The sequence below is a fragment of the Streptomyces sp. NPDC020958 genome, assembly GCF_055562175.1.
Genome location: NZ_JBVHFU010000018.1, coordinates 59,843 through 80,886, shown reverse-complemented (window position 1 = coordinate 80,886; position 21,044 = coordinate 59,843). Strand labels below are relative to the sequence as shown.

The following is a 21,044-nucleotide window of genomic DNA, read 5'->3' as shown; positions in this document are numbered from 1 at the left end:
ACAGCGGGCGGCGGCCGTCCACACCCTGTGGACAACGACGGCCGTACGGTTTTCCACCCACGAGATGTCAACTTCGGGTTGACACCCCCAGACTGTCAACTTACGGTTGACACATGGCGACCAACCCGAACATCACGGCATCCGTACGCCTCGACGACCTCATCGCGGCGATCAAGAAGGTCCATCCCGAACCCCTCCACCAGCTCGAGGACGCGGTGATCGCCGCCGACCACCTGGGCGACGTGGCCGACCACCTGATCGGCCACTTCGTCGACCAGGCCCGGCGCTCGGGCGCGTCCTGGAGCGAGATCGGCAAGAGCATGGGCGTGACCCGGCAGGCGGCCCAGAAGCGCTTCGTCCCCAAGGAGTCGGCCGAGCTCGACCCCAGCCAGGGCTTCAACCGCTACACCCCGCGCGCGCGGAACGTGGTCATGGCGGCGCACAACGAGGCGCTCGCGGCCCGCAACCCGGAGGGCCGCCCCGAGCACCTGGTCCTCGGCCTGCTGGCCGAGCCGGACGGCCTCGCGGCCAAGGCGATCCTCGCGCAGGGCGTCCTGCTGGACACCGTGCGCCAGACGGCGACGGCCGCGCTCCCGCCGGCCGCGGACGAGGTCCCCGACCTCGTCCCGTACGGCCCCGAGGCCAAGAAGGCCCTCGAACTCACCTTCCGCGAGGCGCTGCGCCTCGGCCACAACTACATCGGCACCGAACACCTGCTGCTGGCCCTCCTGGAACACGAGAACGGCGACGGCGTCCTCAGCGGTCTCGGCGTCACCAAGCAGGCGACCGAGGCGTACATCGCCCAGGCGCTGGCCCTGCTGGTGGAGCAGCGCGACGGGGCGGCGGAGGCGACGGACGCGGCCGGGCCGGAGGGGGACGAAACCGGCTGAGAGCACACCGAGGACGATCGAACCCGCAGGTCAGGACCCTTGTCAGTGCCGCCTGTCACACTCTCGGCATGACCGACCGGTGGGCTCTCGCTCCGGCCGAGGACGGTGGCGTGGAGCTCGCCCCCCTCGGCCCGGACGGGCTGCCCGCCGGCCCGGTGCGGCGGGAGCCCGATCTCGCCGCGGCGGTCAGGGACCGCCCGGAGGTCACACGCTGGGTGTGGCGGTCGACCGCCGAGGTCTACCCGCGCCTGCTCGCCACGGGGGTGCGAGTGGAGCGGTGCTACGACATCGAGGACGCCGAGACACTTCTGCTGGGCCACGAGGGACGGTCCGGTGAGCCGCGCTCGGCCGCCGCCGCCCTGGCCCGCCTCCGCGGCGGTCCGGTACCGCCCGATCCGCCCCAGCGCGCGGCCGAGCCCGGCGCCCAGTCCCCGCTGTTCGAACCGCACGGCACCACGACCCCGCTGACGCTCGGCGACCTCCTCGCCGTCTACGCCGAGCAGCAGCGGCGGCACGACCGGGCCGAACACCCGGACCGGATGCGGCTGCTGACCGCCGCCGAGTCGGCGGGGATGCTGGTCGCCGCGGAGATGAACCGCGCGGGCGTGCCCTGGAGCGCCGAGGTCCACCGCGAGGTGCTGCGCGAACTGCTCGGCGAGCGGTACGCGGGCGGCGGCGAACCGCGTCGGCTCGCCGAGCTGGCGGCCGAGGTGTCGGCCGCGTTCGGCAGGCGGGTCCGCCCGGACCAGCCCGCCGATGTGATCAAGGCCTTCGCCCAGGCCGGGATCAAGGTGAGGTCGACCCGCCGCTGGGAGATCTCGTCCGTGGACCATCCGGCGGTGAAACCGCTCCTGGAGTACAAGAAGCTGTACCGGATCTGGGTGGCGCACGGCTGGTCCTGGCTGCAGGACTGGGTGCGCGACGGCCGGTTCCGCCCGGAGTTCCACGCGGGCGGCACCGTCACCGGGCGCTGGGTGACCAACGGCGGGGGCGCGTTGCAGATCCCGAAAGTGATCCGGCGGGCCGCGGTCGCCGACCCCGGCTGGCGGCTGGTCGTCGCCGACGCCGACCAGATGGAACCGCGGGTGCTGGCGGCGATCTCCCGCGACCCGGGGCTGATGGAGGTCGCGGGCCGGGAGGCCGACCTCTACCAGGCCGTCTCCGACCGCGCGTTCTCCGGCGACCGCCAGCAGGCCAAGATCGCCGTCCTCGGCGCGGTCTACGGCCAGACCTCGGGCGACGGCCTGAAGAACCTGGCCGCGCTCAGACGCCGCTTCCCCGGGGCGGTGGCCTACGTCGACGACGCGGCGCGCGCGGGCGAGGAGGGCCGGCTGGTGCGCACCTGGCTGGGCCGGACCTGCCCGCCCGCGGCCGGTGCGGGCGACGGCACGGAAGAGGGCGGTATGCCCCAGGAGGAGACGGAGGAAGCCTCGGCCGACGGCTGGGTGCCGGGCTACGCCTCCACCAACGCCCGCGCCAGGGGCCGTTTCGCGCGTAACTTCGTCGTCCAGGGCAGCGCCGCCGACTGGGCCCTGCTGATGCTGGCGGCGCTGCGCCGGACCTGCGCGGACATGGCGGCCGAGCTGGTCTTCTTCCAGCACGACGAGGTGATGGTGCACTGCCCGCAGGAGGAGGCCGAGGCGGTCGTCGCGGCCATCCGGGAGGCGGCGGACCTGGCGGGACGGCTGACGTTCGGGCCGACGCCGGTCAGGTTCCCGTTCACGACGGCGGTGGTGGAGTGCTATGCCGACGCCAAGTGATCAGTCCCGCGCGGCCAGCAGCGCCCTCAGCTCGGCGAGGACTCCGGCTTCGTCCGTGCCGTCCAGGGCCGTGAGGGCCTCGCGCCACACCTCGTACGCCTCGTCCGCACGCCCCTGCTCCCGCAGGAGCAGACCGAGTTGGTGGCGGGCGAGACCTCCGGTGTAGCGGTCGGCGCGGACGTCGGCGCGTCGCAGGAGTTCGGTGCACTCCCGGTGGGCGCGGTCCGGACGGCCCAGCCCGCGCAGCGCGCGGACCAGGCCGAGCCGGCTCTGGGACTCGCCGTGCCAGTCGCCGTGCGCGCCGAGGATCCGCAGGCTCTCCTCGAAGTGCACGGCGGCCGCGGCCGGTTCGCCGAGGGTGAGATGGGCGAAGCCGATGTTGCAGTGCGCCGAGTGCTGCACGATGACGGCGCCGATCGCGTCCCCGATCGCCAGTGAACGCCGGTGCTGCTCGATGGCGGCCCGCGGATCGGTGTGCTCGTAGAGGTTGCCGAGGTGGCTGCGGGTGACGGCCTCGCCGTAGGGGTCGTTCAGCCGCCGGGAGTGGTCGAGGCTCTGCCGCAGCGCCTCGCCCGACTCCTCGTACCGGCCCAGCCCTTCGAGGAGCAGGCCCCGGTTGTTCAGGCAGCGGCGGATCCAGGACGTCTCGTCCAGCCGCCGCCAGATGGCGAGCGCCCGGTCGGTCAGGGCCAGGGCCTCCCGATGGCGGCCGGTCAGGAAGCGCAGCCCGGCGAGGTCGCCCAGGGCGTAGGCCTCGGCGGGTTCGTCACCGAGGCGGCGGGCGGCGGCCAGGGCGGCCGTGCCGAGCACCTCCGTCTCGGCGACCCGGCCGCTGCGCAGGACGTACGGGAAGAGCAGCCGCACGAGCGTGGAGAGATGGGCGCTGATCCGCGGGTCCGGCGTGTCGGCGTACCGGGCCACCAGGGCGACGATGTTCTCCAGCTCCAGATCGCCCCAGGCGAAGGCGTGCTCGGCGCGTTCGAAGGGCGGCAGGGAGGCGGCGTACGGCTGGTGTTCGGGCGGCTGGGCGGTGGTGGGGCGGCGGCGGTCGCCCAGGTCGAGGCCGGGTTCGAGGATGGCGACGAGGACGAGTTCGGCGACGGCGGCGAACCAGCGCAGGGCGCGGAGCGCGGTCTCGGTGCGGTCGGTGTCCTCGGCCAGCTCCCTGGCGAAGTCCCGCACCAGGTCGTGCGGGGTGTACCGGCCGTACGCGGTCTCCTCCAGGAGGGCCACGTCGACCAGCCGGTCCAGGGCGGCCTCGGCCCGGCGCTCGTCGGTGCCGGTGAGCTGGGCGATCAGGGGGGCGCCGTAGGTGGGCAGGTCGAGGGCGCCGATGTGGCGCAGGGCGTCGGCGGCGTCCCCGTCGGACACCCGGTCGGCGGCGGCGAGGGCGTCATGGGCGACGGCGAGGGACCGCCGGACGCTCAGGTCGTCGTACTCCAGGTGGTGCAACCTGTCCTCGGTGGCCGCCAGTTGCCCGGCGAGCACGTCGGGGGTGAGGGCCCTGCGGGCGGCCAGCCGGGCGGCGACCACCCGCAGGGCGAGCGGCAGCCGGCCGGTCAGTCCGACGAGCGGGTGACCGGCGCCGATCTCGTCCCGTCCGCTGACCGCGCGCAGCAGCGCCGCACTGTCCTCGCCGGTCAGCGGCCCGAGCGGGAAACGGCGGGCGCCGTCCAGCGTGGTGAGCGGCGACCGGCTGGTGACGATCACCGCACAGCCGGGACCGCCCGGCAGCAGCGGCCGTACCTGTGCGGCGCTCGCGGCGTCGTCGAGCAGCAACAGGGTGCGGGTGGGCGCCAGCAGGGAGCGCAGCAAGGCGGCGGCCGCGTCGGGGTGCTCGGGGATGTGCCGGGGGTCGGCGCCGAGGTCCCGCAGCAGCGCGGCGAGCGCCTGACCGGGGGTGAGCGGGGGCACGCCCGGGGTGGCGCCGTGCAGGTGGAGGTGGAGCTGGCCGTCGGGGAAACGTTCCCTCAGCTGATGGGCCACGTACAGGGCGAGCGCGCTCTTCCCGACCCCGGCCATACCGCTGACGACGGCGAGGGCGGGACCGGGCGGCGAGGCGAGGGCGGCGCACAGCTCCGTACGGATGTCGGTGCGTCCGGTGAAGTGAGCGGGAGATGGCGGGAGCTGGGCGGGCCGGGGCGCCGGGGAGTCGCCGCGCGTAGAACCGGGACCGGAGTCCGCGGGGGCATCGAGGTCCGCGCCCTCGGGCCGACTGTTCCCGGACGCGTCCCAGGGGGGTGCGGGGGACCGTCCGGTCGGCCACGACACATCCGCGCCCGCGCCCTCGCGTTCGGCACCCGCGCCACGTTCGGCACCAGCACCCGCGCCACCGTCGGCACCGGCACGGCCACCGGCGCCTGCACGGGCGTCACCGTCACCACGGCCACGGTCGCCGCGGCTGCCGTCACCACGGTCACCATCGCCGCGGTCACTGTCACCACGGCCGCCGTCACCACGGCCGCCGTGGCGGCGGTCACCGTCGCTGCGGCTGCCGTCGCCGGTGGCGGGCTTCGGTGCGCCGCCGTAGGACGCGTGCTCCCCCACCACCCCGCTCCCCCGCAACACCTCCACGTGGGCCTCCCGGACCGCCGCCCCCGGCTCGATGCCCAGCTCGTCCCTCAGACGGTTGCGCAGGTCCCGGTGGACGGCGAGCGCCTCCGCCTGCCGACCCGTCCGGTGCAGGGCGAGCATCAGCTGACGGTGGTAGGCCTCCCGGAGCGGATACTCGGCGACGAGCGCCGCCAACTCGGGCACCAGGCCCGCCGGTCGGTCCTCGCCGAGGGCGAGCTCCGCGTCGTAGCGCCACTCCAGCAGGAGCAGCCGGGCCGCCTCCAGACGCTGCACGAAGGCGTAGCCGCCGAAGTCCGCGGGAAGTCCGCTGAGCGGGGTGCCGCGCCAGAGCGCGAGCGCGTCGGCGCAGGCGCGCAGCACCGGCGCCCACTCCTGTCGCCCGTGCGCCGCACGCGCCTGTACGACCAGGGCGTCGAACACGTCGACGTCCAGCTCCCCCTCGTCCAGCCGCAGCAGGTACCCGGGCGGTACGGCACGCAGCCGCTCCGGGTCGTCGAGGAGCCGGCGCAACCGGGTGACGTGGTTGTGCAGCGAGGCCTGAGCGGACACCGGGGGTGCCCCGCCCCACAGCGCCTCCTTGAGCGACTCGACGGAGACCACCCGCCCGGCGTCGAGGAGCAGCGCGGCGAGCAGCGTACGCACCTTGGGACTGCCGATGGGCCGGACGCCGTCCGCGTCGACGAGAACAGGAGACCCCAGCAGTCCGAACCGCAGCTCGTACCGCCGCATCACTCCGCCCCATCGCCTTCCCGCGCGGTCATGGGGGACCGCGCCGCACGGCGGAACCGCCCGCCGGTCCCTGGATCCTGCCCGTGGATCGTGGCGGAATCCCATCCAGGTGGGGTCGGATTCCCGCCATCTTCTCTGGGCCGGTCGGAGCCGGAATCCGCTGGGATTCCGGCTTGGCCGCCGGAGTTCCACGGCGGCTTCGCGCCAACCGGCCGGCGACCTCCGGGAGAACCGCTGGCCACATGTTAGCGATCCGTTGGCGAGCCTTGATGTGATCTTCGTATCGGATCGGGCCCGACGGCGCGAGCGCATGGCGCGCTGACTCGGGGGAGTGTCGCCGCAGGCCTGGATCCGGGGACGCGAGAGGGTTCCGGTCGGCGGAGGTGAACGACCGGGGCCCTCGTCCCGTTTTCCGATTCCGTTGTCCGACCCCGTTGTCCGACCCCGATGTCCGATCCCGTTGTCCGTTTTCCGGAAGCGTTTGTCAGATGATCGGTGGGCGTCCGAGTCGCGTGAGGTGCCAGACCGTGCGCCAGCGCATCGGGCGTCGCTCCCCTGCGGGCTCGCGCAGGCCCTCCGCGAAACCCGCGAACCAGGCCTTCAGCCCGCCGACGGAACGGGTGCGCAGCAGAGTGATGAGTGTCCAGACCCCCAGGTGGACCGGGATCAATGGCAGCGGCAGCCGACGGCGGGTCAGCCAGACCCGGTTGCGAGCGGTCACCCGGAAGTAGACGGCGTGCCGGGCGGGCGACGTACGGGGGTGCTGGAGCAACAGTTCGGGCGCGTAGAGGATCCGCCAGCCGCCGTCGGCGGCCCGCCACGCGAGGTCGGTCTCCTCGTGCGCGAAGAAGAACTCCGCGGGCCAGTCGCCGATTTCGGCCAGCATGACCATGCTCAGGGCATGACCGCCGCCGAGGAAGCCGGTGACGTACCCGCCGCGCAAGGGGTCGGCGTTGCCGACGCGCGGCACGTGCCGCCGTTGGGTGGCGCCGTGTTCGTCGGCGATCCGGAAACCCACGATGCCGAGGCGGGGGTCGGCCGCGAACAGGTCGCGGACGTGCCGGAACACCTCGACGTCGACGAGCAGCCCGTCGTCGTCCAGTTCGACGACGACGTCCACGTCGCCGAAGGCGCGCAGCCGGGCGAGGGCGACGTTGCGGCCGCCCGGGCAGCCGAGGTTGTCCTCGACCTCGATGAGGGTCACCTCGCCGGGCAGGTCGAGGCGCCGGGCGAGATCGGGGAGCCGGCAGCCGTTGCCGACGATCACGATCCGGGCGGGTGCGAGATCCTGCTTGGCGACGGACCTGAGCAGGGCGTCGAGTTCGTCGGGCCGGTTCCCCATGGTCACCACGGTCACCCCGAGCCTCGGCTCCTGCATGCCCTTCACCCCATCCGGCCGACAGCTGCAGCCACACCTGTCCTCAGGATGGCCATCGTTCACCACGATGTCACCACGGGTAGGTCGATACTCCACAAACGGCGCCGTGTTGTGGCGCCACGCGGATGTCCGCCCGCACCGGCCGCGAAAGAGGGCCGTCCGCGCTCCCGAGCAGGGCCGCGGAAGGTCGTGGACACGCCAGGGAGCGCCTCGGAGGGGGGTGAAGTGCCGCTGTAGGTTTTCGAGTCATGCTCTGTGTTCAGGTCCTGGGGCCGATCGGTGCCGACATCGACGGTGCGCCGGTCCACCTGGGAAGCCCCCGGCAACGCGCGGTCCTCGCCCTGTTGCTGGCCGGCCGCGGCCGGGTGGTGTCCGTCGACCGGCTCGTCGACCGCCTGTGGCGGGGCCGGCCCCCGCGGAAGGCGGCGGCCTCCCTGCACGTCTACGTGTCCAACCTGCGCCGGGTGCTCGAACCGGGCCGGGCGCCCCGCACCCCCGCAGGTGTCCTGGTCAGCGTCGCGCCCGGGTACGCGCTGCGGCTGCCCGAGGAGGCGGTCGACGCCTGGCGGTTCGAGGCGGCCGTGCGGCGGGCCCGTACCGCCCCTCCGGCCGAGGCCCGGCGCCTGCTGGAGGAGGCCATGGGGTGGTGGCACGGGACTGCCTACGGCGAGTGGGCCGACGAGGAGTGGGCGGCCGAGGAGGCGGCCCGGCTGGACGACCTGCACCTCACGGCGCGGGAACTGGCGATCGGCGCGGCCCTCGCGTCCGGGGCGCCCGCGGAGGCGGTGCCGGCGGCCGAGGCGCTGGTGCGGGAGCAGCCGCTGCGCGAGGAGGGCTGGCGGCTGCTGGCCCTCGGGCTGTGGGCCGGCGGACGCCGCGCCGAAGCACTGGCCGAGCTGCGGCGCGCCGCCACCGTGATGGCCGACGAACTCGGCCTGGGTCTGGGAGAGGCCCTGACCGAGCTGGAGCGTGCCCTGCTGGCGGGGCGGACCGAGGTTCTGCGCGCGTCGGTGCCGTCGGCTGCCGCGCCGGTACCGGTCGTCCTTCCGCCCCCGTCTTCGGCCGGGCTCTCGTCTTCGGCGTTGCGGTGCGCGGGGGCCGGATCGGTGGATGCGGTGGATCCCGTGGCGCCGGTGGCTGCGCCCGGCCCGTCCGGCGCGCCTGTCCCGCCCGTCGCGCCCGGCCTACCCGTCACGGGCGCCGGAGCGGAGGTGGCCGAGGCCGGGGACGGCGGGACGGCCGAGGCCGGGGGCGGCGAGCCGGTCGCAGTCGGGGGCGGCGGGCCGGTCGAGGAGCTGTTCGTCGGCCGGGACGAGGAGTTGCGGGCTCTGGCCGAGGTCGCGCGCGAGGCCCGGCGGGGCGGCGGGGTCGTCCTGGTGACCGGGGAGGCCGGGGCCGGCAAGTCGGCGCTGCTCGGCCGGTACCGGCAGTGGTTGCGGGAGCAGGGCTGGACCGTGGTGGTCGGCCGCTGCCCCGAGTTCGACGGCGCCCCCTCCGCCTGGGCCTGGGTGGAAGCGCTCGGCGAGCTCGCCCGTCGCGTGCCGCCCACCGACCCGGACGCACTCGGCGCCCTGCTCCAGGAGGCGGGGTACGGCGGACCGGGAGCGGGCGGCCAGGGCGGCACCGGGGTTCCGGTCCCCGACGGCGGGGCGGCCTCCGCCGGGCGGTTCCGGCTGCACCGGGCGTTCGGCGCCTGGCTGCGGGAGGCCGCCGCCGACGCCCCGCTGGCCGTCCTCGTCGACGACCTGCACCGGGCGGACGGCGAGACCCTGGCCCTGCTGGAGCGCGCCGCCGAACTGGTCGGCGCACCGGTGCTGCTGATCGTCGCGTACCGCCCGGCCGACGCGGCGGACCGGCTGACCAAGACGCTCGCCGAACTCGCCCACCGCTCGCCGTACCGGCTGGCGCTCGGCGGCCTGCCGTTGCCGGACGTGGCGACCCTGGTCGGCGCGGTGTGCGGGGAGCCGGTCGACGCGCCCATCGTCGGCGCGCTCGCCGAACGCACCGGCGGCAACCCCTTCTACGTGCGCGAGAGCGCCCGGCTGCTCGCCAGCGAGGGCGCCCTGGTGGCGGTCTCCGAGGTGCCGCAGGGCGTCCGGGACGTGCTGCGGCGACGGCTGCGGCAGCTGCCCGAGGGGGCGCCTGCCGTCCTCCAGCTCGCCTCCGTGGTGGGCCGCGAGACCGAGGTCGGTGTCCTCGTGGAGGCCGCGGACCCGGCGCGGCACGGCGAACCCGAGGTGCTCGACGCCATCGAGGCGGCCGTCGTCGCCGGGCTGCTGACCGAACCAGCGCCGGGCGTGGTCCGGTTCGCGCACGCACTGGTCCGCGACACCCTCTACACCGACCTGGTCGGCGTACGTCGTGCCCGCCTGCACGCCCGCCTGGCGGAGGTCCTGCGGCGGCGCCGGCCGGACGATCTCGCGGCTCTCGCCCACCATTTCGCGCGGGCGGCGAACGCGCGGACGGCGGCCCTCGCCGTCGAGTACTCGCTGGGCGCCGCCGACCTGGCCGAACGGCGCTACGCCCACGACACGGCCGTCGAACTACTCACCCAGGCGATCGAGTCCTTCGCCCTGATACCGGCCGACGCGCACAGCCACCTGGACGCGGGCGGCCACGGCGGCGCGGGCAGCCATCTGGGCGCGGGCGGGCACGGCGGCGCGGGCAGCCATCTGGGCGCGGGCGGCCACGGCGGTGCCGGCGGGCACGGCGGCGCGGGCAGCCACAGCGGCGAGCGCGGCCACGGCGGCGCGGGCAGCCACAGCGGCGCGGGCAGCCACAGCGGCGAGCGCGGCCACGGCGGCGCGGGCAGCCACGGCGGCGCGGGCAGCCACAGCGGCGCGGGCGGCCACAGCGGCGAGCGCGGGCACGGCGGCGAGCGCGGGCACGGCGGTGCGGGCGGGCGTGCAGGTGTCGAGGGTTGCGGTGGCGTCGGTGGGGGGCGGGCCGGGCGGCTGGTCGCGTTGCTCGGGCGGTTGTTGCGGGCCGAGATACGGGCCGGGGCGATCGTGGCGGCGCGGCACACCCGGCAGCGCGCGCTCGCCGCGGCGGAGGGCGTCGGGCACGAGGAACTGGCGGCGGCGGCACTCGGCGCGTGGATCAGCCCGGAGCCGGTCCTGAGCGGGTCCCTCAGCGGATCCCTCAGCGGGCCGTGGGGGCTCGTCGAACCGGCGGCGCTCGACGCGTTCGTGGACCGGCTGATCGCCCGCGCCGACCTGGACCCGGCCGTCCTGGGCGCCCTGCCGCCCGCCCCCGGCGGCGGAACGGCCGGCGCGGGCGCCGCCCTGCGGCCGGAGCGGGCGGCGGAGGCGGCGCGGCGACTGGCCGTCGCCCGCGCGGTCGGGGACCCGCTGCTGCTCTCCTGCGCCCTGACCGTCGCGTCCGGCATCACGCCCGACGGCTTCCCGGACCGTCGCGAGGCGCTGGCGACCGAACTGCGGGTGCTCGGGTACGCACACGACCTGCCCGCCAACAGCTGGGTGCGCGAGCACATCGGGGCGATGGCCGCCGGTGCCCGCAACGACGTCGCGCAGGTCCGCCGGCACACCGGCGAGGGACGGGTCGTCGCCCGGCGGTACCGGCTGGTGGAGGCCGAGACCATCAACCAGACCACCCTCGCCATGCTGGCCCACGTCGAGGGCCGCTTCGCCGAGTCCGAGGCCGGCTACGCACAGGTGCGGGAGCGGCTGCGGTCCCGCGGCTCGCCGTCCGCCGACTTCGTGCACGTCCTGGGGCTGACGACCGTACGGCTCGGGCAGGGCCGCCCGCGGGAGGCCGAACCGCTGCTGCGGGGCCTCCTCGCCGTTCCCGAACCCCCCGAACCCACCGCCGAACTCGCCCTCGGGGTGGTGCTCGCCCGGCTGGGCGAGCACGAAGAGGCGTACGCGCTCGGCCGGCGCACCGAGGCGGCCGTCCCCCTCGTGCCCGACCACCTGTACGGCATCGCCCTGTCCCTCCGGGCCGAACTGGCTTTCCTGCTGGGTGACGTGACCACCGCGCTGGAACTGGTCCCGCTGCTGCTGCCGCTGCGCGGTCAGCTCGCCGGTGCCGCCAGTGTCTCCTTCGCCACCCGCCCGTTCGCCCACTCACTGGGCGAGTTGCACCGGCTGCTGGGCGACGAGGCACAGGCGCGACGGCAGTTCGGCCTCGCCGAGGACGTGGCGCGGCAGTGGGGTTCCCGGCACCTGGTCGAGGCGGCCCGCGCCGCCGCGGAGGACCGGCCCCGCCGGGTCTGAGGTGCGGCGACGACCGGGTTCAGGCCAGGTGCCACTTCTGGTTGGACGTCCCGGCGCAGTCCCACAGCTGCAGACGGGTGCCGTTGGCGGTGCCGGCGTCCTTGGCGTCCACGCACTTGCCGATCACGGAGTTGACCAGGTCGTGGGAGCTGTTCAGGTTGAACTTCTGGGCCCAGCCGCCGTTGCAGGCCGCCAGCTGGATGGTCGCGCCGTTGTCCTGGGAGGCGTTGGCGATGTCGAGGCACAGGCCCATGGAGCGCACGCTGCCGTCGGACGCGAAGACCCACTTCTGCCAGGCGTCGTCGTCGCAGCCCCACAGCCGCAGCGGGGAGCCGTCCTTGCGGGCGTGCGCGGACACCTCGATGCACTTGGAGGAGGCGTAGCCGGCGATCGCACGACCGGGCACGGTGGCCGGGGCGGCGGCGTGGGGGGCGGCCGGCTGGGACGCGGTCTTGCCCGTCGTCGTGCCGCCGCCGCTGCTGCCGGTGCCGGCGGACTGGCTGGTGGGCCTGGTGCCGGACGCCTTGTCCGGGTGGGCGGGGTCCGCCGCCGTGACCGCGTCCCCCGTGGTGTGCGCGCCGTCGCCCTTGCCGGGCTTGCCGCCCTTCGGGTCGTGCGCCGGGCGGCCGGTGCCGGATGCGGACGCGGACCCGGTGCCGGTGGGCGGCGCGGAGAGGCCGGCGGTGAGCCGGGGGACGGTGCCGTCCCCGACGGCGGCGGCGTGCGGGGCGGGGTCGTCGTGGTGCGGCAGTGCCATGAACGCGACGCTGCCGAGGCCGAGGACCAGCAGGACGCAGGTGGCGACCACGGCCCCGACGACACGCACGCCACGTTCCGGCCGGTTTTCCGCGGCGCCCTGCTCGCCCCGTGCGCCGGGCTGCTCCGGCCGCGGCACGGGCGACCGGAACAACTGCCCCGCCCCCTCGGAAACCTGGCCACCAGCACCCCCGCCGCCGCTGCCGGTACCGCTCCCGGCGTCGCCGCCGCTGCCGGTACCGCTCCCGCTGCCGTCGCCGTCGGCAGGGTGGGCCGCGGGTTCCGCGGCCGGTGGTGCGGCGGTGGGCTCCGTCCCCGCCGTGGACGCGGCCGCGGACGGAGCCGTGGACGCGGAGGCGGACGCCGTCCCGGACTCGTTCTCGGCTTCCCGGACCCACGGCAGCGGCCGTTCCCAGACGGCCGGTTCCTCCGGCGTCTCCGGCTGCCCTGCGGTGTGCTCCATGTCTGCCGCCCGTCTCCGCGTCTGGCGCGTCTCTGCGTGGATGTTCCCGGCGCGCGAATCTAGGGCCGTGGCGGCGAACGCCCGTGCAACCGAACCGAGTTCTGCCCCGCAGGACCGAAAACCCTTCCCCTCCGCGCGGCTTCCCCGCCGAAGCCCGGTCCGGCGGGCGGGCCTACAGCGTTCCCGAGCGCAGGGCGAAGGCGACCGCGTGGGTGCGGTTGCGCAGGCCGAGGCGGTTCATCATGACGCTGACGATGCTCTTGATGGTGCGCTCGGAGTAGTTCAGCTTCTGGGCGATCTCCGTGGTCTCCAGGCCCTCGGCCAGCAGCCGCAGCACGTCGACCTCCCGGGTCTCCAGGCCGGACGCGGTCAGCCCGAGCGGCCCCAGTACGTCGCGCTGCACCGTCCGCAGGTGGTCGACGAGCCGGCCCTGGACCGGCAGCGGCAGGGCGGCCCCGCCGTCGGCCACCGCGCGGACCGCCTCCACCACCTTGTCGTACGTGGTGTCCTGACGCCACATCACCCCACGCAGGCCATGGCGCATCGCCCGCAGCAGGTGGGCGTCCCCGATGTGCCCGGTGACCAGCACGATCCCCATGCCCGGCCGGGTCGAGCGGGCGGCCACCGACTCCATCAGCAGGACCGTCTCCTCGGTGACGTCCGGCATGATCATGAGGACCACGTCCGCGTGCCGGTGCTCCTCCTGGGGCACCACCCTCAGCCCCGGGTACCGGCGCAGGCACGAGACGGCCCCCTCGCCGGTCATCGGGTCGCCGGCGAGGACTGCGATCGAGATCGTTCCCAACGTTCTTGCTTTCCTTCCGGGTGTGGACCGTCGTGGCCGTGCGGGGCACACGGATCCTCACCGGACCGGCTTAACACCGACTTGGCGTGTACTTGGCGAAGCTGCCCCTCCGGCCAGGCTTCGCTGTCCGCGGGGGCGGACATCGGCGCCCGCCGGGCGGACGGCGGCGGCCGCCTGCCTACTGTCCGCGGAGCGGGAGCAGCGCGGGATCACGCGCGGAACCGGCACCGCTCCCGCTCCGCGGACGCCAGGAACTGCAGAAGAGAAGAGAGCACGTTGAGCACCGTCGTCGCCAAGCGCTCGCCGCGTGCCGAGGGCCCTCCGATGCCGGAGGGCCAGGTGGAACTGGCCGAGCCCCCGGTCCTCGGCGAACCGGCCACCGCCGACTTCGGCTCGGTGATGACGTACCTCCCGATGGGCCTGGGTGCCGGGGCCATGGTGCTGATGTACTCGGTCGGCAGCGGCGGTACGTCCATGTACGTGATGACCGGGATGATGGGCATCGCCATGGTCAGCATGACGCTGACCCAGATCGGCCGGCCCGGCGCCGAGCGGCGCCGCCGGATGCGCGCCGAACGCCGGGACTACCTGCGGTACCTGGCCCAGAAGCGCGTACAGGCCCGGCAGGCGGCCGACGGGCAGCGGGCCGCGCTGTTGTGGGACAACCCCGAGGCGTCCGAGCTGTGGGCGCTCGCCGGTGGCCCCCGGCTGTGGGAACGGCGGCCCGGACACGAGGACTTCGCCCGGGTCCGCATCGGCCTCGCGACCCGGCGGGCCGCGCTGGAGTTCCTGCCGCCGCAGACCCGGCCGGTGGAGGACCTGGAGCCGCTGTGCGCGATCTCGCTGCGCCGGTTCACCAAGGCCCACCAGACCGTGCCCCTGCTGCCCGTGCCGGTCTCGCTGCGGCGCTTCACCAGCGTCGAGTTCACCGGGGAGACCGAGGAGGCGGTGGCCCTCGCGCGGGCGGTGCTCGGGCAGCTGGCGGTCTTCCACTCCCCGGACGAGCTGCGGGTGGCGGTGCTGGGCGACGAGGCCGCGCGCCGCGCATGGGACTGGCTCAAGTGGCTGCCGCACAACGCCCATCCGGTGGCCGAGGACGCGGCGGGCGCGGTGCGGCTGGCCGCCGGGGACCACGACGAACTGATGGACCTGTTCGGGCCGGACCTCCGCGACCGCCCCGACCACGACACCGCCTCCTCCCCCAGCGTGGCCGAGCCGTTCACGGTGATCGTCGCCCAGGGCGTCCGGATCCCCGCCGGTTCCCGGCTGCTGGGAGCCGGGATCCGCGGGGTGGTGCTGCTGGACCTCACCGGTGCGGTGCCCGGCGGCCCCAAGGTGCTGCGGCTCACGGTGCGCGACGGCCGGGTCGACTTCCCGAGCGGCGCCGAGCACGTCAGCGGCCGGGCCGACCGGCTGGGCCCCGTCGAGGCCGAGCACCTGGCACGCGCGCTCGCCCCCCTGCGCACCGGCGGCGGCGTCGACCTGGTGGACCAGCCGCTGGAGTCCGACTTCGACCTGGCCACCATGCTCGGCATCCGCGACGTGCGCGGCTTCGACGTCGCGGCCAAGTGGCGGCCCCGGCTGGCCCAGGAGGCCCGGCTCAAGGTGCCGATCGGGGTCACCGAGGACGGCGAGATCGTCGAGCTGGACCTGAAGGAGTCCGCGCAGGGCGGCATGGGCCCGCACGGACTGCTGATCGGCGCCACCGGATCCGGCAAGAGCGAACTGCTGCGCACCCTGGTGACCGGCCTGGCCGCCACCCACTCCTCCGAGATCCTCAACCTGGTCCTGGTGGACTTCAAGGGCGGCGCCACCTTCCTCAACATGGACCGGCTGCCGCACACCTCGGCCGTCATCACCAACCTCGCCGACGAGCTCCACCTCGTGGACCGCATGCGGGACTCCATCAACGGCGAGATGATCCGCCGTCAGGAGCTGCTGCGGGAGGCCGGTCACGCCTCGCTCTACGAGTACGAGAAGGCGCGCGCCGCCGGGGCGACCACCCTGGCGCCGCTGCCCTCGCTGCTGGTCATCGTGGACGAGTTCTCCGAACTGCTCGCCAGCAAGCCGGAGTTCGTGGAGCTGTTCGTCTCCATCGGGCGGCTCGGGCGCAGCCTGGGCGTCCATCTGCTGCTGGCCTCCCAGCGGCTGGACGAGTCCCGTATCCACCGGGTCGAGGGCCATCTGTCGTACCGGCTCGCGCTGCGCACCTTCTCCTCGATGGAGTCGCGCAGCGTGATCGGCACCTCCAGCGCCTACGAGCTGCCGTCCGCGCCCGGCAACGGCTACCTCAAGGTCGACACCACCAACCTGGTCCGCTTCAAGGCCGCGTACGTCTCCGGCCCCGCGCCCGCCGCGCCGGGCCCGGAGGAGACGGGCGGCGGGCAGGGCGTCGTACGGGAGGTGACTGCGTTCGGGCTGGACCGGCACGGGCCGCCCGCCGGGGCCCCGGAGGCCGCGGAGGCCGCCCGGCTGGTTTCGCTCGCCGAGGAGAACCTGCGCGACCAGGAGGAGCCGGGGGCGGCGGCCGAGGAGCCGGAGGGCGGCGAGGACAGCCTGCTGGAGGTGTTCGTCGGACGGCTGGAGGACAGCGGTCCGCCCGCCCGGCAGGTCTGGCTCTCCCCGCTGGCGGAGTCGCCCGGCCTGGACCAGCTGCTGCCGGGCATCGTCCCCGACCCGGAGCGGGGCATGGGCGCCGCCGACCCGGGCGTGCAGGGCGCGCTGCGCGTCCCGCTGGGCATGGTGGACCGTCCGTTCGAGCAGCTGCGCGAACTGCTGACCGCCGACCTGTCCGGCGCCGACGGCCACCTCGGGCTGGTGGGCGCGCCGCAGACCGGCAAGTCGACCCTGCTGCGCACCCTGATGCTGTCCCTCGCCCTGACCCACACGCCCCGCGAGGTGCAGTTCTACTGCCTGGACTTCGGCGGCGGCGGTCTGGTCTCCACCGCCGGGCTGCCGCACGTGGGGTCGGTGGCCACCCGGCTGGAACGTGACCGGGTGCTGCGCACGGTCGAGGAGGTGAGCCAACTCCTGGAGCAGCGTGAGCAGTTGTTCACGTCCCGGGGACTGGAGTCGATGGCCGCCTACCGGGCGCTGCGCGCGGACGGCTCGGTCGACGACCCGTTCGGGGACGTCTTCCTGGTGGTCGACGGCTGGGCCACGCTCCGCCAGGACTTCGACGACCTGGAACAGCGGATCATGGAACTCGCCGCGCGCGGCCTGTCGTTCGGTCTGCACGTGGTCGCCTCGGCGGTCCGCTGGTCCGAAGTACGGCCCCGGCTGCGGGACATGCTCGGCACCAAGCTCGAACTGCGGCTCGGCGACGCGATGGAGTCCGAGGTCGGCTCCCGCGCGGCGGCCGGTGTCCCGCACCGGCCGGGGCGCGGTCTGACCAGCTCCGGACACCACTTCCTGTCCGCGTTGCCCCGGCTCGACAGCTCCTCGCGCACCGACGACCTGACGGCCGCCACCAAGGCCGCCGTCGCCGAGATCGACACGTTCTGGACGGGCCCCCGGGCCCCGGGCGTACGGCTGCTGCCGACCCGCCTCGACGCCCGCCGGCTGCCCGCCCCCGCCGACACCCGCGACCTCCGGTTCTGCCTCGGCTGGGACGAGCAGCGGCTCGCCCCCGTCTGGCACGACTTCGGCGCCACCCCGCACCTGCTGGTCTACGGCGACGGCGAGACCGGCAAGACCAACGCGCTGCGCCTCGCCATCCGCGCCATCACCGCCCGCTACCGCCCGGAGGAGGCCCGGATCCTGCTGGCCGACCCTGGTCGCGGGCTCCTCAAGGACGTGCCCGAGGAGTACCGGGTCGGCTACGTCGTCGACGGCGACGCGCTCGGCAAGCTGGCCGACAGCGCCGCCGTGTCGGTGGCCAAGCGGGCCCCCGGCGCCGACGTCACCCCGGAGCAGTTGGAGAAGCGGGACTGGTGGACCGGCCCGCTGCTGTTCGTCCTCGTCGACGACTACGACCTCTTCGCCGGCGCCCCCGGCACGCCCTCGCCGATGACACCGCTGGTGCCGCTGCTCGCGCAGGGCGCCCACATCGGGCTGCACCTGGTGGTGGCGCGCTCCACCTCCGGCGCCATGCGGTCCGTGATGGACCCGCTGATCCGCCGGATGTGGGAGCTCGGCAACCCGGCGCTGCTGTTCTCCTACCCGAAGGAGGAGGGCAAGTTCATCGGCGAGGCCAAGCCCCGCACCCTCCCCGCCGGCCGCGCCCAGCTCGTCACCCGGCGCACCGTCCAGCTCGTCCAGACCGGCCTGGTGTCGGCGGCGCCCGTCCCCACAGGAGCACGATGACCACCGCACCGGCCACGCCCGCCGCCCCGGCGGGACCGTCCGCCGCACCGACCTCGCCCGCCACTTCCGCCACTCCCGCCGCACCCGTCACTCCGGCCGGCGCCGACCTCGCCGGCGCGCTGCCGTCCGGCCGGGCCACCGAGGTCTGCCGACTCACCGTCGAGGCACCGGCCGGCCGGGCCGACCTCGCCGTCCCGGTCACCACCCCGGTCTCCGCCCTGCTGCCGGTGCTGCTGCGGCAGGCCGTCGGCCCCGACCTCCAGGGCACGCCCTGGATCCTGCAACGACTCGGCGCCGCCCCCCTCGACGCGGAGGCGACGCCCGAGAGCGCGGGACTGCTGGACGGTGACGTGCTGCACCTGCGGCCGGCCGACGCGGCCCTTCCCGCCGTCCACTTCGACGACGTCTCCGACGGTGTCGCGCACACCGTCGGCGCCGGGTCCGGCCGCTGGCGCCCCGGACTCACCCGCGACCTCGGTCTCGCGCTGTCCTGCCTGGCGCTCGCCGCGCTCGCCGCCACGCTGCTCCAGGCGGGTCCCGGCCCGCTCACCGCCGCGGCGGCGGGGGCGGTCGCCCTGGTGCTGGCCGCGGGCTGCGCGGTGGCGGCCCGTGCCCGGACGGGCGGTGCACAGGCGGGTCGCGCCCAGGCGGGCGGTGCACTGGCGGGGCGCTCTCATGCGGGCCGTGCGCAGGCAGCGGGCCACGGGCAGGCCGGACGCGGGCAGGCCGGACACGGAGAGGGGGACCGGGGCGGCGTCCTGGTCGCCGGGATCGGCGCGTTCGGCTTCGCCGCGCTGGCCGGGGCGGCCCTGCGAGAGGGGCCGTCCGGCGGGTTCGCCCCCGGCCCGACGGGCGTGCTGCTGGCCGCCGGATACGTGGTGGCGCTGGCCGGTGCGCTGCTCGCGCTGGGCGCGCTGCCCCTCGTGGTACCCGGCACCGTGCTGCTCACGGCGGTCGCCGCCGCGACCGGCGCGGCCCTCGCCGAAACCACCGGGCTGCACGGCGTCCAGGCCGCCGCGCTGGTCGCGGTGGGCCTGTTCGTGCTGGGGCACCTGGCCCCGCGGCTGGCCCTGCGCACCGCCCGGCTCCGGGTGCCCCAGCTCCCGCACGACGCCGAGGAACTCCAGCTCGACATCGAGCCCGAGTCCGGCGAGACCGTGGCGCACCGGGTCGCCGTCGCCACCGCCTGCCTGGACGCGATCAGCATCTCCTCGGCGCTGGTGTGGGCGGTCGCGCTCTGGCTGCTCGCCGACCGCGAGCACGGCTGGGCCGGCTGGCTGCTCCCGCTCTCCCTCAGCCTGGCCGTCCTGCTCCGCGCGCGCGGCACCAACGGCACCCTGCAGCGGGTCCCCGCCGTACTGGCCGGCGCCTACGGTCTCGGCCTCGTCCTCATCGTCCGGGTCGCGCCCACCGGACCGGGCGGCCGGGCCGCCGTGCTCGCGGTGCTGCTGGCCGCGGCCCTGCTGCTGCTCGTCGGCGCCCAGCGGCTGCCACGGGCCCGGCTGCTGCCGGTGTGGGGGCATCTCGGCGACCTGCTGGAGACCGTCACAGCCGTCGCGCTGCTGCCGCTGCTGCTCCAGGTGCTGGACGCGTACGGCTACGTCCGCGGTCTCGCGGGCTAGGGGCGGCGGCAGCCATGCAGACGCGACGCGATCACGTACAGGCCTACCAGTTCGCCATGGGCCGCCTCGCCTCCGCCCTGGTCAGCGGCGACCCCGGGCGCGGCGACAGCCCGACCCGGCGGTCCGCGCTCGGCTCGGTCTTCGGGGTGGGCGTGGCCGTGCTGCTGTGCGCCGGGTTCGGCGTGTACGGGTTGATCTCGCCCGCCGCGAAGGACGACTGGCGCAAGAACGGGACGATCGTCCTGGAGGAGGACACCGGCAACCGGTACGTGTACGCGAACGGCGAGCTGCGCCCCGTACGCAATTACGCGTCCGCGCTGCTCATCGCGGGCGAGCGCACCGCGCCGGAGACGGTGACCGCGAAGTCCCTGGCCGGCACCCCGCACGGCACCCCGGTCGGCATCCCGGGCGCCCCGGACACCGTGCCGACCGCGTCGGCCCTGGCGACGGGCTCATGGGCACGCTGCCTGCCGGGGCAGGGAGTGCCGGGCGCGGGCGCGGGGACCGCGGCGTCAGCCGCCGAGAAGTCGGGCGGCGGTACGTCGGGCGGCGGTACGTCGGGCGGCGGTACGTCGGGCGGCGGTACGTCGGGCGGCGGTACGTCGGGCGGCGGTACGTCGGGCGGCGGGAAGTCGACCGGTGACACGTCGGGCGGCAAGGGGACGGCCGGCGAGGAGGCCGGCGGCAAGGGGCAGGCGCTGGTCTTCGGGGCACCCGCCGCCGCGCTCGCCGACCTGCCCGCCGACCGTCAGGTGCTGCTCGGCGGGCCCGGGGGCGCCCGGTACCTGCTGCTGCGCGGCGTCAAGTACCCGGTCCCCGGCGACGCCACGCTGATCGCCCTCGGCCTGGACGACCAGGCGGCCCTGCCCGCCACCGCCGACTGGCTGGCCGCCGTGCCCACGGGCGCCGCCCTCGCCGCGCCCGTGCCGGCCGGCGCCGGGAAGCCGGCCGCCCCGGTCGCCGCCCGGAGCACCCAGGTCGGACAGGTCTTCCGCACCGGCGCCGACGGCACCACCGGGGCGGTGCACTACTACGTGATGCGGTCCGACGGAGTCGCCCGCGTCAACGCCACCGAGTACGCCCTGCTCGCCGCCCGCCCCGGCGCTCCGGCACCGCGGCAGGTCGGCCAGTCGGACATCGCGGCCGCCCCGGTCTCGGCGGACGACGCCACGACCGGCCGCGTACCCGACCTGACCGGTGTGCGCGCCCTGGCCGCCGCCGGCACCATCTGCCTGACGGAACCGGCGGCCGGGCCGGCCCGGATCACCGTGGGCACCCCCGGTGCCGGTGGGATCGTCCTGCCGGCCGGCGGTGGCGTGCTGGCCGTACCGGACGGTTCCTCGACCGGTGACCGGACCGAGTACCTGCTCACCGAACAGGGGTTGAAGTACCGGATCGCCGACACCGACGCCGAGCGGGCCCTCGGATTCGGCGACGGCAAGCACCGGCTCACGCTGCCCGCGGGCGTCCTCGCCCTCGTCCCCGACGGTCCGGTGCTCAGCCGCGCCGCCGCGGCGAAGGGCTGAG

At 75.5% G+C, this 21,044-nt stretch carries 10 protein-coding genes; 6 read left to right on the top strand and 4 right to left on the bottom strand.

The annotated features are described in order from the left end of the window. Nucleotides 1-113: 113 nt before the first annotated feature. Both ACZ3KP_RS35340 and ACZ3KP_RS35335 read left to right on the top strand, forming a co-directional pair. Nucleotides 114-890: a Clp protease N-terminal domain-containing protein gene (locus ACZ3KP_RS35340; protein WP_467504623.1), complete on the top strand. Its 777-nt coding sequence runs from the start codon at nucleotides 114-116 to the stop codon at nucleotides 888-890. Nucleotides 891-958: 68 nt separating this feature from the next. Further along, on the top strand, nucleotides 959-2,650 hold the full coding sequence (locus tag ACZ3KP_RS35335; protein WP_467504622.1) for a bifunctional 3'-5' exonuclease/DNA polymerase: 1,692 nt from the start codon (nucleotides 959-961) through the stop codon (nucleotides 2,648-2,650). Here ACZ3KP_RS35335 and ACZ3KP_RS35330 read toward each other — a convergent pair whose 3' ends face one another. Together ACZ3KP_RS35330 and ACZ3KP_RS35325 are read right to left on the bottom strand one after the other, a co-directional pair. Continuing rightward, complete coding sequence (locus ACZ3KP_RS35330; RefSeq protein ID WP_467504620.1) at nucleotides 2,651-5,953, bottom strand: AfsR/SARP family transcriptional regulator; 3,303 nt, start codon at nucleotides 5,951-5,953, stop codon at nucleotides 2,651-2,653. A gap of 484 nt (nucleotides 5,954-6,437) precedes the next feature. Beyond that, on the bottom strand, nucleotides 6,438-7,331 hold the full coding sequence (locus tag ACZ3KP_RS35325) for a glycosyltransferase family 2 protein (RefSeq protein ID WP_467504619.1): 894 nt from the start codon (nucleotides 7,329-7,331) through the stop codon (nucleotides 6,438-6,440). A 248-nt stretch (nucleotides 7,332-7,579) separates the two neighbouring features. Between ACZ3KP_RS35325 and ACZ3KP_RS35320 the strand changes: the two genes are divergently transcribed. Beyond that, nucleotides 7,580-11,566, top strand: a complete 3,987-nt coding sequence (locus ACZ3KP_RS35320; protein ID WP_467504617.1) for a BTAD domain-containing putative transcriptional regulator — start codon at nucleotides 7,580-7,582, stop codon at nucleotides 11,564-11,566. Nucleotides 11,567-11,585: 19 nt separating this feature from the next. On the opposite strand, the gene ACZ3KP_RS35315 is transcribed toward ACZ3KP_RS35320, so the two are convergent. Beyond that, nucleotides 11,586-12,785: a ricin-type beta-trefoil lectin domain protein gene (locus ACZ3KP_RS35315; protein ID WP_467504616.1), complete on the bottom strand. Its 1,200-nt coding sequence runs from the start codon at nucleotides 12,783-12,785 to the stop codon at nucleotides 11,586-11,588. A 172-nt stretch (nucleotides 12,786-12,957) separates the two neighbouring features. Further along, a complete protein-coding gene (locus ACZ3KP_RS35310) occupies nucleotides 12,958-13,590 on the bottom strand; it encodes a response regulator transcription factor (protein WP_358981912.1) in 633 nt (210 codons plus the stop codon). 276 nt (nucleotides 13,591-13,866) lie between these two features. Between ACZ3KP_RS35310 and eccCa the strand changes: the two genes are divergently transcribed. From eccCa to ACZ3KP_RS35295, 3 genes are read left to right on the top strand one after another with little or no spacing between them, the layout of a single operon-like run. After that, on the top strand, nucleotides 13,867-17,895 hold the full coding sequence (eccCa, locus tag ACZ3KP_RS35305) for a type VII secretion protein EccCa (RefSeq protein WP_467504614.1): 4,029 nt from the start codon (nucleotides 13,867-13,869) through the stop codon (nucleotides 17,893-17,895). Further along, nucleotides 17,892-19,517 (top strand): type VII secretion integral membrane protein EccD, encoded by a 1,626-nt coding sequence (eccD, locus tag ACZ3KP_RS35300; RefSeq protein WP_467504612.1) that lies wholly within the window; start codon nucleotides 17,892-17,894, stop codon nucleotides 19,515-19,517. Before eccCa ends, eccD begins: the two co-directional genes overlap by 4 nt. A gap of 14 nt (nucleotides 19,518-19,531) precedes the next feature. Next, nucleotides 19,532-21,043: a type VII secretion protein EccB gene (locus ACZ3KP_RS35295; RefSeq protein ID WP_467504610.1), complete on the top strand. Its 1,512-nt coding sequence runs from the start codon at nucleotides 19,532-19,534 to the stop codon at nucleotides 21,041-21,043. The last annotated feature ends 1 nt before the right edge of the window (nucleotide 21,044 follow it).

Coding starts and splice junctions, on each gene's coding strand:
- eccD (WP_467504612.1), top strand. CDS start 17,892: ATGACCACCGCACCGGCCACGCCCGCCGCCCCGGCGGGACCGTCCGCC.
- ACZ3KP_RS35320 (WP_467504617.1), top strand. CDS start 7,580: ATGCTCTGTGTTCAGGTCCTGGGGCCGATCGGTGCCGACATCGACGGT.
- ACZ3KP_RS35295 (WP_467504610.1), top strand. CDS start 19,532: ATGCAGACGCGACGCGATCACGTACAGGCCTACCAGTTCGCCATGGGC.
- ACZ3KP_RS35325 (WP_467504619.1), bottom strand. CDS start 7,331: ATGCAGGAGCCGAGGCTCGGGGTGACCGTGGTGACCATGGGGAACCGG.
- ACZ3KP_RS35330 (WP_467504620.1), bottom strand. CDS start 5,953: ATGCGGCGGTACGAGCTGCGGTTCGGACTGCTGGGGTCTCCTGTTCTC.
- ACZ3KP_RS35315 (WP_467504616.1), bottom strand. CDS start 12,785: ATGGAGCACACCGCAGGGCAGCCGGAGACGCCGGAGGAACCGGCCGTC.
- ACZ3KP_RS35340 (WP_467504623.1), top strand. CDS start 114: ATGGCGACCAACCCGAACATCACGGCATCCGTACGCCTCGACGACCTC.
- ACZ3KP_RS35335 (WP_467504622.1), top strand. CDS start 959: ATGACCGACCGGTGGGCTCTCGCTCCGGCCGAGGACGGTGGCGTGGAG.